We start from the raw sequence: 14,858 nt of genomic DNA, 5'->3' as shown, positions 1-14,858 counted from the left end.
ACGCCCGGCTCACGCACCCCATGGTGCGGGCTCCCGGGGGAGATCGTCCGGGTGACCGGGGCCGGTCACCCGGACCAGCAGGCCTCCCCGCGCGTGGAGCGCTGCGGCGCCGTGCCCGCCCGCTTCGGGGGCCGGGTGCGACGACCCGGCAGCCGGGCGGCGGAGGGTGAGGGAACCGCCTGTCGTCCCTCACGTACACCGAGGGCCCGTCCCACCGAGCCGAACGGGTGTATGCGTACGGCTGGTCGGCCCGGAGGGGTTGTCGCGACGACCCTTGCACCAGCACGGTGAAGGCAGGCCACCAGTGGGGGAAGCGCAACCCGAGCAAGGAGTTCCTTCCCATGTCACGCAGGACGATCCTCGTCGTCGTCTCCGCCACCGTTCTGACCGCTGCTGCGGCTGCGGCTCCGTTCTGCTTCGCCGGTACCTCGGTCACGCTGCCGTTGGGTAGCGGCGGCGCGGAGTGCGAGCTCGCCTGGAAGAAGGACGGCGTGACCTTCAGGGCCCTCACGCCCGGGAGCAGTCCGACGGCGTTTCGGCTGGTCGACGCGACCGGCACCGCCACCATCGACCTGGCTTCGGTCGGGAACCCCGTCGCGTTGGCGAACTCGGTCTACATCCGCGCGACGACGAAGGGCGGGTTCGCCCTCACCGACGCCGCCGGCCACTATGTCCAGATCTCGAACAGTGACGGCAGTCTCACCGGCGACACCACCTTCGTCGTCCAGACGACCGTGGATCCTGCCGGCACCCGCATGCCGGTCCTGAACGTCGCCGCCCGACCGACGATCACCCCCGACGTGCGCTCCGTCGTCCCACCGCGGGTGGACCTGGCCCTCTCCGACGCGCGCCTCTCGGTCCAACCCGAGTTCGCCGACGCCGTCAACGAGGCTTTCGGAGCCGGCTCCGTCGCACCCGGGGACCTTCTTGCCACGTGCGGTGGCACCGTCACCGCCTGAACGTCGCCTCCCGGGCGGGGTCGGTAGGTGTGGGGACCGCCGGCCGGGTCCGTGGGCTCCGGGCGGCGGCGAGGAAGGCGGCGTGGGCGACGACGCGGTCGATGCGTTGGGGGCAGTAGGTCTCCTTCCCCGTCCACAGGTGGCAGTCGCAGACCCCGCCGGATTCCTGCCAGCGGGCGAGCCAGTGGGCGGCACGGGCGAGGGTGGGGGCGGTGCCGGGGGTGCGGTGGGTCAGGAGGGCGAGGACGGCGTACCCGGTCTCGCCGGCGGTGGCGCGATGGTGGGCGCCCCACCCGCCGTCGGGTCGTTGGGCGCCCAGGAGGGCTTCGGCGCCACGCCGGGCCGCGGTGCCGGCAGGTAGGGCGAACATGACCTGGGCGGTGGTGTAGATCCAGGAGGTGTGCCACTTGTCGCCGCTCCAGCGGCCGTCCGCGTCCTGGCGCTCGCGCAGGAAGCGGTGGGCGGGGCCGGTGGGCCCGGCCGGGTCGGCGTGCGTCCGGGCGTGGAGGGCGTGGGCGGTGGTGGTCAGCGAGGGCTGGAGTTCGCCCGGGTAGGTGCGGTAGTGGTCGTCGTGGCGGAAGCGTTCGACCACGGCGGGGTCGCTGGGGCGGCCCGCGAGGGCGAGCGTGAGGCTCGCGGTGGCGGTGATGTCCCCGTCCGGCACGAAGTGCTCGCTCATGCCCAGGCCTGCGGGGGTGTACGCCGCCTGGAGGACGTCGAGCTGGCGGGCGCACGAGGTCGCGAGGTGCGGGTGGTCGAGCAGGCCGGCCAGGGCCAGGGCGTGCAGGGCCCAGGTCCGTTCGAAGACGTCGATGGGCCAGACCGTGGGCAGGAGGGGCGGCCGGTTGGCGGTGGCCCGCGCGAGATAGGTGCGCAGGGTGTCGGCCGGGGCCTGGCGTCCGAGGTGGTGGGCGGCCGGGGCCTGGCGTTCGAGGTGGTGGAGGGCGGTCGCGGTGGCGGCCGGGCTGTGGCCGACGCCTCCGCTGCCGTCGAGCGGTAGCGGAGGCGTGGCGCGGCCCCAGCCCTCCCAGGAGTGGACGGCCGCGGTGCCCGCGGCGTGCGGTGCGCCCTGAGCGATCAGCTGCCGACGCCGCTTGCCCAGGACGCGCAGCGCGTCGTACGGGGCGGTGGGCAGCGTGGGATAGGCGGTGCGGGCTTCGGCGAGGAGCGGAGGCAGGAGCAGTTCCAGTCCGACCGGGATGTCCTGGGGCACCGGTCCGTTCCACACCTGCGCGGCGTGCCGGTGCAGGAAGGCGATGCCGCCTTCGGTGGCCGGCCGGTGGGCGGGGTGGGGGGTGAGGGCGAGGACGGCTGCGAGCGTGGGAAGGTCGCGGGCGTGGGGGGTCAGCGGGTCGCCCCAGCCGCCGTCTGGCTGCTGCCGGGTGGTGAGCCAGTGGAGCATCTCGCCGGTGCGGGGGCGGTGCGGCAGTAGGGCCGCGGTGCGGGCGGTGTCGTAGACGGCGGGGGTGATGGCTCCGCCGCCGGCGCCGAGGTCGTCGACGAGGGCCCGCAGCCGGTGCAGGGCGTGGTCGTGGGCGGAGCCGCGGGCGCTCACGAGCCGGTCCCTCCGTCGGGGGCGGCCTGGTGGCGGGAGGCGGCCTGGTAGCGGGGGGTGGCGAGGTGCCAGGCGACGGTGTCCGCGGCGAGGCGTTCCACGTCGGCCAGGTGGGCGGCGAGCGCCGGGTGATCCAGGCCCAGGCGCGGCAGGGTCGCCTTGAGCTGCTGGTAGGCGGCCAGTTCCTTTGCGGCGGCCCGGGCGGTGGCGTCGACGCCCTGTTGCAGGGTCAGGCCCTTCTCGGCGCGCAGGACGAGCACGGTGTTGAGGGGGTGCCTCTCCCCGCGCAGTTCCTTGGCCAGGGAGTGCACGTCGTTGGCCAGGACGTGGAAGTTGACCATCATGGCGCCCAGGGCCTCGACCACGGGGTGGCCCAGCAGGTGCGCGGGTACGGGCCGCTCGTGGATGAGCGGGTACAGCTCGTGCAGCGGGCGCACGCCCAGGACGACGGGCCGCAGGTGCCGGTACTCGGCCAGCGTGGGTGAGCGCCGGTGGCGTTGGAGGTCCGCCTCCCACAGGTGGGCGCCCAGGTAGTCGCTCAGTGCGGTGCGGAAGCGCCCGGTGTGCTCGGGCAGGCGGAAGGCGCGCAGGTGCCGGGCGAGGCGGGCGGTGAGCCGGGTGAGCGGCAGGTCGTCCGGGGTGACGGGCTCCCCGTCGAAGGCGGCCAGGACGCGGTCGTAGACGCGGGTGAGGGCGGCGGGGTCCTGGCGGGTGATCCAGTCCTCGTGCAGGCAGAACTGGGCGTAGTAGAGCATGGCCAGGCGTAGTCCGTGACGGGAGGTACCGGGGTAGAGCCGGCCGGTGAGGGGCCCGAGGCCGATGTCGGCGAGCCTGCGTCGCAGCCGGGCCGGGGCGTCGATGCCGTCCAGGAGTGCCAGGACGTCGTTCTCGGCCGTCTCGGCGTGCGGGTGCGGGTGGGCACCGAAGGTGGAGGGGAACGGGCAGGGGATGTCCGGGAGGACGGGGAGGTCCTCGGTCATCGGCTCGGTTCGCCGCGAGTCCCGGCTCCTCGGGGTGGCGCCGCTCACCGGGCGCTCGCCCGCAACTGCAGGCCACGCGGCATCAGGAGGGCGCGGGGCCGCGGCGACGCCCGGGTGGAGGAGGCCAGTTGCCAGTTCCGGGTGATGACGGCGAGCCCGGTCACGACGCTCTCCACGCCCTGGCGGTCGCCGATGCACTTGCGGGCCCCGGCCCCGAAGGGCACGAAGGCGGTGCGGTCGGGCGGGCCGTCGCGCCAGCGCTCCGGGTCGAAGAGCTCGGGCCGGGGGTGGAGCTCGGGACGGCGGTGCAGGAGGTAGGGGCTGAGGGCGACGGCGGTGCCCGCGGGCAGCCGGGCGCCGCCGAGGTCCGTGCTCTGCGCCACCGAGCGGGTCAGGAGCCAGGCCGGCGGGTAGAGCCGCAGAGCCTCGGTCACCACGGCCCGGGTCAGGACGAGGCGGGGCAGGTGTTCCGGTGCGCAGGCGGCGTCGCCCACGACGGCATCGCACTCTGCACGCACGCCCTCGGCGACGGCCGGATGCTCGGCCAGAAGGTGCAGCGACCAGGCCAGGGTGACGGCATTGGCTTCCACGCCCGCGTGCAGGAAGATCTGGACCTGGTCGACGATCTCCGTCTCGGACAAGGCCTGCGCGCCGTGGCCGCCGGCCTCGGAGCCGGCGACGCCCAGGAGAGCGGAGAGCAGGTCCCCGTGGTCGCGCCGCTCCGCACGGCGGGCGCGGATGATCGCGGCGACCTCGCGGCGAAGCCCGGCCGCGGCGTCCCGGTAGCGCCGGTTGGCAGGCAGCGGTAGCCGGTTGAGGAGAGCGGGGCTGAAGGCGCGTCGGAAGATCCCGTCATCGAGGACGGCGAGCATTCGGCGGATCCGCTCGCCGGTGGTATCGGGCAGCGAGGTGCTGAACAGGCTCCCCAGGATGCCGCGGGTCGCGAACGCCACGGACTGGGCGATGACGTCGAGAACCTGTCCGTCGCGCCAGGACCCGGTCGTCTCCTGCGCGGCACCGATCGCTGCGGCGACGACGTTGGGCAGCCGGTCGGAGTGGAAGGACGGCTGGCACAGACGCCGCTGGCGCCGGTGGTCGCGGTGCGCGCACGTGACGAGCCCGTTGCCGACGACCTCGCGGACCCGCTCGTACAGCGGACCGCCCTTGTCGAAGGTCCGGTCGTCCAGGAAGACCTGGCGGACCAGCTGAGGGTCGCAGACCAGGACCAGGGTGCTCGGCCCCAACCGCAGCCGCAGCAACGGCCGGTCACCGGGCAGTCCGTCCAGGAAGGCCAGCGGATCCCGCACCATGGCCGGGGTGTGCCCCAGCACCGGCCGGGCCCCCGGCGCCAACCGGATCGAAGCGAGCTCGGAGCGGACGCCGAACGCCATCACAGACCTTCCACCGAGGTGCGCGGGCGGCAAGCCTCCCGCGCACCCGCCCCCGACACGGGTGACGCCACTCCGTGCGTCACCCGTGCGAGTGAGGGTGCCGGCGGGCTCGTCGCCGGTGGCCACCGACCTCCCCGGGCGTGCCGGGCCCCACGCCGGCAACCGGTCGGCAACCGGTCGGCAACCGGCCGGCAGCCGGCCTGCGTCACACCCTGGTTGACCGGCGGTCAGGGACGGCTCCGGTCCGCTGCACGGCAAGGGCGGGGGAACCAGTGCGGGACGGCCGCCCTGCCCCTCACCAGGGCACTGAGCCGGCGTCCTCGAAGAACTGACCGGTCGGGCCGCCGTCGGGCAGTGTTGCGAGCTTGACGGCAATCGCCGCGCCCTGTTCGGGGGTGCGCACCCCGCGGAAGCCGTTGAGGTCGGTCGCGACGTAGCCGGGGCAGCCGACGTTGATCAGGATGTTCGTACCGCTCAGCTCCCGGACGTACTGGAGTGTGACGGCGTTCAGGAACGTCTTCGACGGCGAGTACGCCGCGGCCACCGGGCCGATCGCCTGCTCGCCGTCGGCTCCGGACTGCCGGGCGAGGGAGCCGACGCTGCTGGACATGTTCACGATCCGCGGTGAGGCGGAGCGGTGCAGCAGCGGCAGCATCGCGTTGGTGACGCGGATGACGCCGATCACGTTGGTCTCCACGACCGTTCGGATCGTGGCGGGATCGACCCGGGTGGGTTCCTGCGGCATGCCGCCGGTGATGGCGGCGTTGTTGACGAGCACGTCGAGGTGCCCGGCACGGTCCTCGATCAGCCGTGCGGCAGCGGTCACGCTCGCGTCGTCGGTCACGTCCAGGGGGACACCGAACGCGTCGACGCCGGCCGCGCGCAGTCGGTCCACCGCGGCCTGGCGGCGCTGGGTGTCGCGGGCGCCGACTCCGACGCTCCAGCCGAGGGCGCCCAGACCTGTGGCGATCTCGTAGCCGATTCCCTTGTTCGCGCCGGTCACCAGCGCGATCGTTCGTTCGCTCATGGGAACCATGCTGCTCCCGACCCGGGGCCGTGGTCCAAGACCGATCAGGTGGACACCGATACCGTCCGGGTATTGATCCGGGGTAGCGTGACCGCATGGAGACGCGGGAACTGCAGTACTTCGTCGCTGTCGCCGAGGAGCTGCACTTCGGGCGTGCCGCCCAGCGCCTCGGCATCGCACAGCCACCCCTGTCACGGGCGATCCAGCAGCTCGAACGGCGGCTCGGGGTACTGCTTCTGGACCGGACCAGCCGAACCGTCGCGCTGACCGAGGCCGGCGCGGTGCTGCTGGTCGAGGGCCGGGCGGCCCTGGGAGCGGTCGAGGCCGCCGAACGCCGGACCCGTCGCGCGGCCCTTTCCGCGACCGACGGCCCCGGCCTGATCCTGGTCACGAAGGCCAGCGCGTCCCGTGAACTGCTGGCGAACCTGCTCGACGCGTACGCCGCCGAACCCGGCGCGGTGCCCGTGGAGGTCATCCTGTGCGGACCGGCCGAGCAGGGGCGGCTCCTGCGCCAGGGTCAGGCCGATGTGGCGCTGCTGCACCGGCCGTTCGACTCGACGGCCGGGCTCCACATCGAGGAACTCGGCACGGAGGGTCAGGTGGTGGTCCTGCCGGCCGGGCACCCGCTCGCCGCCCGGGCCCATGTGCACATGGCCGACATCACCGGGCTCCCGGGTCTGCCCCTGCCCCGTTGGCCCGACCCCGACGGCACCTACCCGCCCGGGCCCGGCCCCCAGGTCCGCGACCACGCGCAGTTGTTGCAGCTCGTCGCGCTCGGCCGGGCCTGCTCGGTCGCACCGGAGTCGTGCCGGTCCCAACTGCACGACGATCTCGCTGCCGTGCCCGTGCTGGACGCGCCGAAGGTCACCACCGTGATCGCCTGGCCGCCGCACAGCCGGTCCAGGGCCGTCGCCGACCTCGTCCGGACCGCGACACGCCTCCAGTAGCTCCACCGTCCGGTCGCTGATCACCTGAAGACGATGCCGTCGGCCCGACGGCCACCCCGCTCGCCGGGAGCCGAGGGGTCCCGGCGACATCCGGCTGTTCGCCCCTCGGCCAGGCATCGGTCCCTAGGGACGGGCGCCGCTCCATGGGTCCCCCGGGACCCAGTTGCCGTGGAGGCCGAGGGGGACCCGCACGGGAAGGTGGACGCGGGCGACCGGCTCGCCCGTGAAGTCCCGGGCGGACAGGATCACCAGATCCGCCGCGCCGCGCCCGGGGTCGTGCACATAAGCCATCACATATCCGTCGTCCTCGGCGACGGGCGACTCCGTGGGGACGAACACGCCCTCGCCCACGGCCCCGAACCGGCCGAACTCGTGTGCCTCGGTCGTACCGCGTACCAGGTCGTGCTTGAGCAGCGCACTGCTGAACCCCTCGTTCGGCCGCGGGTCGCCCGGACCGGTGGGCGGTGCGTAGAGCTCGACCGCGGCCGAGTACCCGTATCGGTGAGGGCGTCCGATGCAAAGGGAGTTGACCCGGGGAAACTCCTGAATGCGGTCGTCCAGCCGGTCTTCGCGGACCTTTCCGGTGACCAGGTCGACCCGCCAGCGGTCCAGAGTGGGACGGCTGGTGCCGAAGTCCCTGATGTCGAAGCCCTCGGGGTGTCGGACGATGTCGACGACCACGTCCGTGCCGTCGTCGTAGGCGTTGAGCGTGTGGCCCACCAGGCTGGGGGCGACCTCGAACCAGCGCACCTCGCCGCCCGTGCGTGGCATCACTCCCACCCGCGCCTGGTGGGACTCGTCCCAGACGAAGGGGACTCCGGTCGGCAGCTGAGCGGCACTGAACACCACCGGTGCGTCGAAGAGGACCACATGGTGTTCGGTCAGCGCGAAGTCGTGCATGTAGGGATTTCCGGGCGTATGGATCAGCGTGGTCCGCACCACCGTGCCGGATTCGTTCATCACGATGTGCTGGACGTGCGGCGAGCCGTACAGGAAGGCGAGCGAGTGCAGCTCCCGGGTGTGCGGGTCGAAGACGGAATGGGCATTGGAGCTGTAGCCCTCAGGAGTCGCTCCGAGATCGCAGGGGCCCACCGTGTCGAGGTCGTAGCTGAGTTCGTACGGGCGTATCCCGCCCTCCAACAGGGCGAACGTGCGGCCCGCGAGTCCCGCGACCTGGACGTTCGGTGCCATGTCCAGTCGCTCGTCGACGGGAGTCCCGCGCCGTGGTTCCCCCAGCCGGTCGGCGACGGCCGATGAGCGCACCCAGCGGTTGCGGTACCACTCGGCACGGCCGTCGCGGATGCGGACGCCGTGCACCATGCCGGCACCGAGCGTCCAGATGTGGGCGGCGGGGTCCTCGATGCCGAGCGGGTTGGGGCCGTTCCGCAGATAGCGGCCGTTGAGGTGGGCCGGGATCCGGCCGGTGACCGGCAGGTCTAACGCAGTGACCTCCTCGGTGACCGGCGCGAAACTCCCCGACAGATAGCGGTTGATCGTCATGACGTCCGTCCTTGTCCCTGCTCGTCGGCGAGGAACGCCTGTCCCACCGCCGCCATCAGTGTGGTGAAGCGGCGAGCCGCGGCCTCCGGCGGGAAGTGGCCGGCGATCTCCAGGCTCACCGCCCCATGTGCCGCCGCCCAGAGAAGCTTTGAGATCTCGTGCGCGTCTCCCGGCCCGAACACGCCGGAATCGATGCATGCCTGTACGGCCGCCACGGAGGCGTCGAAGGCGCTCTCGGCTGCGCCCAGGGCTTCGGCACTCGGCCGGAAGCCGGGCATCGCCTGCTCGAACATCACCCGGTAGTAGGCCGGTTCGGCCAGTGCGTGTGCACGGTAGGCGCCCGCGAGGTCGTTGAGGTGGGTCAACGGGTCCTCCGCCCGGGGGACTTGCTGCTGCACGCGCCGCAGGCGGGCGAACCCCTCCCGGTACAGCGCGTTGACCAGCCCTTCCTTGCCGCCGAACATGGTGTACAGGACCTTGGTCGAGGCGCCGATCCCGGTCGCGATCCGCCGCATCGTCAGCGCGGCGGGCCCCTCCGTGACCAGCAGGTCGATGGCGTGGTCGAGGATCACGGTGCGTACGGCTGCTTGGCCGGCGCGTTGAGCGTCCTGGTAAGACGTGTTCACGGTAACACTGTAGCCCATGGGTAACGTTGTTACCCGGGGCCCGGGCGACTCGCCGCGTCGCACGCACCAGGTGAGGAAGACGGCCACCAGGATGAGCAACACCGCGGTCGGGAGGGCCACCTGACCGTGGGTACGGTGCGCGAGGCCCGCCGGGTCGCGGGTGCGGGCCTCCTTCCGGATGCCGTGCCGGTCCGGGGCTCGGCCGGGTGGTGTGGATCTCGGTCGGGCCCGGTGTGGATCTTGGTTCGGGGTGGTCCTGCCCGACACCTACCGACTGGTACGTGTCACGATGCCGGGCACACCGCACGCAGCCGGCCGCGACGGGCCGGAGCGGCCGTGCCGTTTCCGGTGCACGCGCGAGTCGGCCTGCCCTCACCGGGAGGAACGCTGATGACCGACGAGGACCTGCCGACGCACCTGTGTCGTCTGGGACTGACGCGCCGTGAAGCGGAGGCCTACACGGCGCTGCTCGCCGTCCGGTCCGGCGACGGCGAGCAGCCGGCCCGGAACCCGGGGCGTGACCGGGAAGCCCCCGGGGACGGTGGCCCGGACGGGGACCCGGCACTCGACGAGAACCTCGCACAGCTGCGCAGACTGGGCCTGGTCACCGTCTCGGAGACCGGGGGGCGCCGGCACGTGCCCGTGGAGCCCACCGTCGCGCTGGAGTTCCTGGCGCACAGCCGCGCCGCGGAGCTCCGCGAGGCCCAGCAGGCAGCCGTCAACGCCTATGGCGGGTACCGGCGTTCGGTCAGTCCCCAACCGACCGAGAACCTGGTCGAGGTCGTCACCGGCGACTCCATCGTGGAGCGCATCGAGACCATCGAAGCGGCCGCCGAGAGCGAGGTCCTGCGCTTCGACTCGCCGCCCTACCACACGAACCGGGCGGCCAACCCGATCCAGATCGAGAACCTCCGGCAGGGCGTGGCGTACCGGGTCGTGTACTCCAGGTCCGCCGTCCAGGACGCCGCCTACTACGCCGTCAACATCAAGCCGTGCATCGCCGCCGGGGAACAGGCCCGGATCCTGCCCACCGTCCCGGTGAAGCTCACCATCTTCGACGGCAGACTGGCCATCGTGTCGATGTCGTTCGTCGAGGCGGAGGTCAACGACTCCCTGCTGCTGGTCCGCCCGTCGAGCCTGTTGTCCGCGCTCACGGGGCTGTTCGAGGCGTCCTGGCGGACGGCGTTGCCGATGCACCTGAGCGGCCGCGTGCCGTCGGCACTCGCCCCGATCCACCGGCGCATCATCGAGCTGCTCGCCACCGGGGTCACCGACGAGACCATCGCCGAACTGCTGGGTGTCAGCCGCCGCACCCTCTCGCGCCACCTCGAACAGCTCAACTCCCGCGCCGGATCGGTCACCCGCTTCCAGATGGCGCTGCACGCGGCGCGCAACGGCTGGATCTGACCAGGTCGGGAGCGGTTCCGGGGATGGGTGCCCGCACTCGCCGCGCGACCGGCCGTATCCGACCTTTGTGGCCACAACGCGCCAATGGCGGCAAGTGGCGCCTGGCGGAGCATTTCTGACGGTATTTCTATTCCCCACGGCCCCCCACCGGCTGGAGCGCGAATCCTCCGCACGGTGCGGTGGGTGGGCCCGTTCCCCGGGATTCGATCGTGCCCCCCACGACCGGGCCGGGGTGAGCAGCCCCCGCTCAGCACCACCACTTCCCTGACCCCACAGCAGGAGAACGTCCATGCCCCAGAAGTTCGCCCCCGGCGCCGGCACCGTGGTCTGCGTCGCCGCGCTCGTCCCCGCCGGTGCCCAGGCCTCCACCGCCTCGCTGCCCGGCGAGAAGCCGTGGGAGTCCGACGTGAGCTCCGTGACGACGAGGGGGTGACGGGCGGGGCTTCCGCAGGCCGGTCGCAGAGGCCGCGGGCCCTCGCCCCCCACCTCCGGACAACGCCCCGGGTCCGCGCGACCCGACGCGCCGCACCGCCACCCGGGCCGCCCGCCGTCCCACCCGTCGTCCCCACCCGCCGTCCCACCCGCGTGCCGCAGGCCGGATGAGCCCGACCGTCATGGATCCGCTCGAACGGCGACAGCCTCCGCGTCGTCGGCCGACACGCGTCCCCCGTCCACGTTCCCGAACCGGCGAACCCTCGCCGCACTCCCCCAAGGGGTTGCCTTGTCCCTGTACCGCACCCGTCGCACCCGTCGTCACGCCCGCGGGACGAAGCCGACGACCGTGATCGTCGCCGCCACCGTCGTCGCCGCCGCAGCGGCCGCCGTGGTGATCAGCCCGGCGAACGCCGCCCCGCACGCCACCGACGGGGCGCGGACGGCTGCAGAACCCATAGCCGGCCGCTACCTCGTGGTGTTCAAGGACGGCGCGGTGGCGTCCTCGGACGTCGCCCAGGGAGCCGCCGCAGAAGCCGGTCGGGCGGCCACCGCCCAAGGTGTGCAGGCCGCGCAGACGTCGGCCGCCTCCGTCGCCGGCCGGCTGGCGAACGCCCACGGCGGTTCCGTCCGCACCGTCTTCGACACGGCGCTGCAGGGCTACGTCGCCGAGATGACACCGGCCCAGGCGAAGTCGGTGGCGTCGGACCCGGCGGTCGAGTCCGTGGAGCAGGACAGCGTCCGGCACTCGGGGTCTGCTCCGGAGGCTACCCAGGCTTCCTCGGTGGCCAGTTGGGGTCTGGACCGGATCGACCAGCGCAACCTGCCGCTGGACAACAGCTACACCGCGCCGAACACCGCCTCCAACGTCACCGTCTACCTGGTCGACAGCGGACTGCGCACCACGCACAGCCAGTTCGGCGGGCGGGCCGTCATCGGGGTGGACCTGGTCGGCGACGGCCGCAACGGCGCCGACTGCATCGGGCACGGCACCCACGTCGCGGGCACCATCGGCGGCAGGGACTACGGCGTGGCCAAGGGCGTGAAGCTGGTCTCCGTCCGCGTCACCCCCTGCAACGACTCCATCCCGACCTCGGCCATCGTGTCCGCCGCCGACTGGATCACCAAGCACGCCGTCAAGCCGGCCGTGGTCAACATGAGCATCAACGGCGGCGTCAGCGCCGCCGAGGACAAGGCGATCCGCAACTCCATCGCCTCCGGGGTCACCTGGGTGGTCTCCTCCGGCAACGGCAACGCCGACGCGTGCAGGAACTCGCCCGGTGACATCGGCGAGGCCATCGTGGTGAACAACTCCACCTCCGACGACCAGCGCCGCTCGGACTCCGACTGGGGTACGTGCACCGACCTGTTCGCCCCCGGCACCGGCATCACCTCCGCCTGGAACACCGGCGACAACGACAGCCACAAGCTGACGGGCACCTCGATGGCGGCACCGCACGTCACCGGTGCCGCGGCCCTCTACCTGTCGGCCCACCCCACGGCCACCCCCGCCCAGGTCCAGGACGCGCTGATCAAGGCCGCCACCCCCGGCAAGATCGGCAACGCCGGGACCGGCACCCCCAACCGGCTCCTCTACGTCGGCGGGCCGGCAAACGCCGCCAAGTAGCCGGAGCCTCGCCGATGACCACGGCTCGGGGCCCCTGAAGCAACCGCCCCCTCCGTAGCCCGGCCCGGTACCGGCAATCCGGGTGTCCCGTTCCCCGTCCGTCCAGGGCGCAGGGACACCACGCTCCGGTACCGGCCGCCGTCCCACCTCCCCACCCACCTCCCCAGACAGGAGACACACATGTCCGCCGTCACCCCCCGTCGTCACCGCCGTTCCCGGAAGAAGCTCCTGCTCGCCGTCGCCCTGCCGACGGCCCTGGCGGCGGGCACCGCCACCGCCACGGTGAGCATCGGTTCCGCCTCCGCGGCGGTGGCCGTGCCCAAGCCGGACCACGTCGTCGTCGTCATGATGGAGAACCACGCCTACAAGCAGATCATCGGCAGCAAGGACGCGCCGTACCTGAACTCGCTCGCGACGGGCGGCGCGGTCCTCAAGGCCTCCTACGGCATCACCCACCCCAGCCAGCCCAACTACTTCGCCGTCTTCTCCGGCAGCACCCAGGGCATCACCAGCGACGACTGCTACAAGGTCGGCTCCATGTCGGCCGCCAACCTGGCCTCCGAACTGACCGCGGCCGGGAAGACCTGGGGCAGCTACAACGAGTCGCTGCCCAGCGAGGGCTCCACCACCTGCAAGAGCGGCAACTACGCCCAGAAGCACAACCCCTGGTTCGCGTTCAAGAACGTGCCGACCAGCACCGGCCACACCTTCGGCCAGTTCCCCACGGACTTCACCAAGCTGCCGACGGTCTCCTTCGTCACCCCCAACCTCTGCAGCGACATGCACAACTGCTCCGTCGGCACCGGCGACAGCTGGATCAAGAACAACCTCGGCGCGTACGCCTCCTGGGCCAAGACCCACAACAGCCTGCTGGTCATCACCTACGACGAGGACGACAAGCAGAGCGGCAACCAGATCCCCACCGTGCTGTACGGACAGCCCGTCAAGGCCGGCAGCGCGCCGACCACCAAGTACAACCACTACGACATGCTCCGCACCCTGGAGGACCTGGCCGGGGTCGGCAAGCACGCCGGCAAGGCCGCCGACGCCACCGACATCGCCGGCGTCTGGAGCTGACGCGTGTACCTCGCGGACAGCCGCCGCCCCGCGGCGTCCGCCGCCGCCCCGGCCCCCGGGCCGGGGCGGTCCGCGCGGATCGCCCCCACCGTCCTGGCCCTCGGCACGGTCAGCCTGATCACCGACGTCTCCTCCGAGATGGTCACCGCCGTCCTCCCGCTCTACCTCGTCACCGCCCTCGGCGTCACCCCGCTCGGCTTCGGCCTGCTGGACGGCGTCTTCAACGGCGCCTCCGCCGTCCTGCGGCTGCTCGGCGGCTTCCTCGGCGACCGCGGCGGCGGACGCCACAAGGCCGTCGCCGCCGCCGGCTACGGCCTCTCCGCGCTCTGCCGCCCCGCGCTCCTCCTCGTCCGCACGGCGCCGCTGATCGGCCTCGTCCTCGCCGTCGACCGGGTGGGCAAGGGACTGCGCACCGCGCCCCGCGACGCCATGATCTCCCTCGCCACCCCGCCCGAGCACCGCGGCCGCGCCTTCGGCGTCCACCGGGCGATGGACACCGCCGGCGCCCTGAGCGGCCCCCTCCTCGCATTCCTCCTCCTGCGCGGCGCCCCCGGCGGCTTCCACGCCGTGTTCCTCGTCAGCTCGTACGTCGCCGCCCTCGGCGTGCTGGTCCTGGTCGTCCTCGTCCCCGGCCGCAGCCTGCGCCCGGCGCCGCGGGCCGTCGTGGCACGGCTGCGCCTGCGCGAGCTGCTCCGCCTCCCGGCGCTGCGCAGGATCACCGCGGGCGCCGCCCTCCTCGGCCTCGCCACGGTCAGCGACTCCTTCGTCTACCTGCTGCTCCAGCGCCGACTCGACCTCCCCGCCTCCTGGTTCCCGCTGCTGCCGCTCGGGACCGCCGCCGTCTACCTGCTGGCCGCCGTCCCGGTCGGCGCGCTCGCCGACCGGATCGGGCGCCGGCGCCTGTTCGTCCTGGGGCACGGCGCCCTGCTGGCCGGCTACGGCCTGCTGCTCGCCCGGCCCGGCGGCGGCGCGGTCCTCGCCGCCGTCGTCCTCGCCCTGCACGGCCTCTTCTACGCCGCCACCGACGGCGTCCTGGCCGCTGCCGTGGCGAGCGCCGTACCCGCAGGACGGCGCGGCGCGGGCCTCGCCCTGGTCGGCACCGGCCAGGCGGCCGGCCGGTTCGCCTGCTCGATCGCGGTCGGCGCGCTCTGGAGCCGCTGGGGCGACACCGTCGCCCTGGCCGCGATGGCCGCGGCCCTCACCGCCGCCGTCGCGGTCGCCACCCGCCTGGTGGGCCGGGCCGCCGAGGACGGGGCGCAGCATCCGGCCGACTGACCACCCGCCCTGCGCTTGCTTCTCCGCCCCCGCCTGTTGCCCGTCGAAGAACCCT

At 73.0% G+C, this 14,858-nt stretch carries 13 protein-coding genes; 7 read left to right on the top strand and 6 right to left on the bottom strand.

Annotated features, from left to right (window positions below; translation table 11 throughout):
• Window positions 1–341 precede the first annotated feature (341 nt).
• Window positions 342–959 (top strand): hypothetical protein, encoded by a 618-nt coding sequence (locus ABT048_RS29210; protein ID WP_350524532.1) that lies wholly within the window; start codon window positions 342–344, stop codon window positions 957–959.
• Here the strand turns inward: ABT048_RS29210 and ABT048_RS29205 are convergent.
• The 4 genes from ABT048_RS29205 to ABT048_RS29190 form a co-directional block, all read right to left on the bottom strand.
• Window positions 949–2,514, bottom strand: a complete 1,566-nt coding sequence (locus ABT048_RS29205) for a prenyltransferase/squalene oxidase repeat-containing protein (protein ID WP_350524531.1) — start codon at window positions 2,512–2,514, stop codon at window positions 949–951. The genes ABT048_RS29210 and ABT048_RS29205 overlap by 11 nt on opposite strands.
• Entirely contained in the window at window positions 2,511–3,494 is a 984-nt protein-coding gene (locus tag ABT048_RS29200; protein ID WP_350524530.1) for a terpene synthase family protein, read from the bottom strand. The genes ABT048_RS29205 and ABT048_RS29200 overlap by 4 nt, the downstream gene beginning before the upstream one ends.
• 44 nt (window positions 3,495–3,538) lie before the next feature.
• Window positions 3,539–4,885 (bottom strand): cytochrome P450, encoded by a 1,347-nt coding sequence (locus ABT048_RS29195; protein ID WP_350524529.1) that lies wholly within the window; start codon window positions 4,883–4,885, stop codon window positions 3,539–3,541.
• A gap of 295 nt (window positions 4,886–5,180) precedes the next feature.
• Entirely contained in the window at window positions 5,181–5,912 is a 732-nt protein-coding gene (locus ABT048_RS29190) for an SDR family oxidoreductase (protein WP_350524528.1), read from the bottom strand.
• Window positions 5,913–6,007: 95 nt separating this feature from the next.
• Here ABT048_RS29190 and ABT048_RS29185 point away from each other — a divergent pair, with 95 nt between their 5' ends.
• Window positions 6,008–6,859 (top strand): LysR family transcriptional regulator, encoded by an 852-nt coding sequence (locus ABT048_RS29185; RefSeq protein ID WP_350524527.1) that lies wholly within the window; start codon window positions 6,008–6,010, stop codon window positions 6,857–6,859.
• Window positions 6,860–6,982: 123 nt separating this feature from the next.
• Here the strand turns inward: ABT048_RS29185 and ABT048_RS29180 are convergent, their stop codons facing one another.
• Both ABT048_RS29180 and ABT048_RS29175 read right to left on the bottom strand, forming a co-directional pair.
• The gene (locus ABT048_RS29180) at window positions 6,983–8,359 is read right to left on the bottom strand and encodes a carotenoid oxygenase family protein (RefSeq protein ID WP_350524526.1); all 1,377 of its coding nucleotides are present in this window, start codon (window positions 8,357–8,359) and stop codon (window positions 6,983–6,985) included.
• On the bottom strand, window positions 8,356–9,105 hold the full coding sequence (locus tag ABT048_RS29175) for a TetR/AcrR family transcriptional regulator (protein WP_350524525.1): 750 nt from the start codon (window positions 9,103–9,105) through the stop codon (window positions 8,356–8,358). The genes ABT048_RS29180 and ABT048_RS29175 overlap by 4 nt, the downstream gene beginning before the upstream one ends.
• Before the next feature lie 270 nt (window positions 9,106–9,375).
• Here ABT048_RS29175 and ABT048_RS29170 point away from each other — a divergent pair, with 270 nt between their 5' ends.
• The 5 genes from ABT048_RS29170 to ABT048_RS29150 all read left to right on the top strand — a co-directional run bounded on the left by ABT048_RS29170 (window position 9,376) and on the right by ABT048_RS29150 (window position 14,803).
• Window positions 9,376–10,392: a helix-turn-helix domain-containing protein gene (locus tag ABT048_RS29170; protein WP_350524524.1), complete on the top strand. Its 1,017-nt coding sequence runs from the start codon at window positions 9,376–9,378 to the stop codon at window positions 10,390–10,392.
• A gap of 289 nt (window positions 10,393–10,681) precedes the next feature.
• Window positions 10,682–10,825, top strand: coding sequence for a hypothetical protein (locus ABT048_RS29165; RefSeq protein WP_350524523.1), 144 nt, complete (start codon window positions 10,682–10,684; stop codon window positions 10,823–10,825).
• A 288-nt stretch (window positions 10,826–11,113) separates the two neighbouring features.
• Window positions 11,114–12,451: a S8 family peptidase gene (locus tag ABT048_RS29160; protein ID WP_350524522.1), complete on the top strand. Its 1,338-nt coding sequence runs from the start codon at window positions 11,114–11,116 to the stop codon at window positions 12,449–12,451.
• Window positions 12,452–12,631: 180 nt separating this feature from the next.
• The gene (locus ABT048_RS29155; RefSeq protein ID WP_350524521.1) at window positions 12,632–13,528 is read left to right on the top strand and encodes an alkaline phosphatase family protein; all 897 of its coding nucleotides are present in this window, start codon (window positions 12,632–12,634) and stop codon (window positions 13,526–13,528) included.
• Window positions 13,529–13,531: 3 nt separating this feature from the next.
• The gene (locus tag ABT048_RS29150; protein WP_350524520.1) at window positions 13,532–14,803 is read left to right on the top strand and encodes an MFS transporter; all 1,272 of its coding nucleotides are present in this window, start codon (window positions 13,532–13,534) and stop codon (window positions 14,801–14,803) included.
• Window positions 14,804–14,858 lie beyond the last annotated feature (55 nt).

Source organism: Kitasatospora sp. NPDC096140, assembly GCF_040303045.1.
Classification (GTDB): Bacteria; Actinomycetota; Actinomycetes; order Streptomycetales; family Streptomycetaceae; genus Kitasatospora.
The sequence above is the reverse complement of the archived record's forward strand: the minus strand, read 5'-3'. Positions and strand labels throughout refer to the sequence as shown.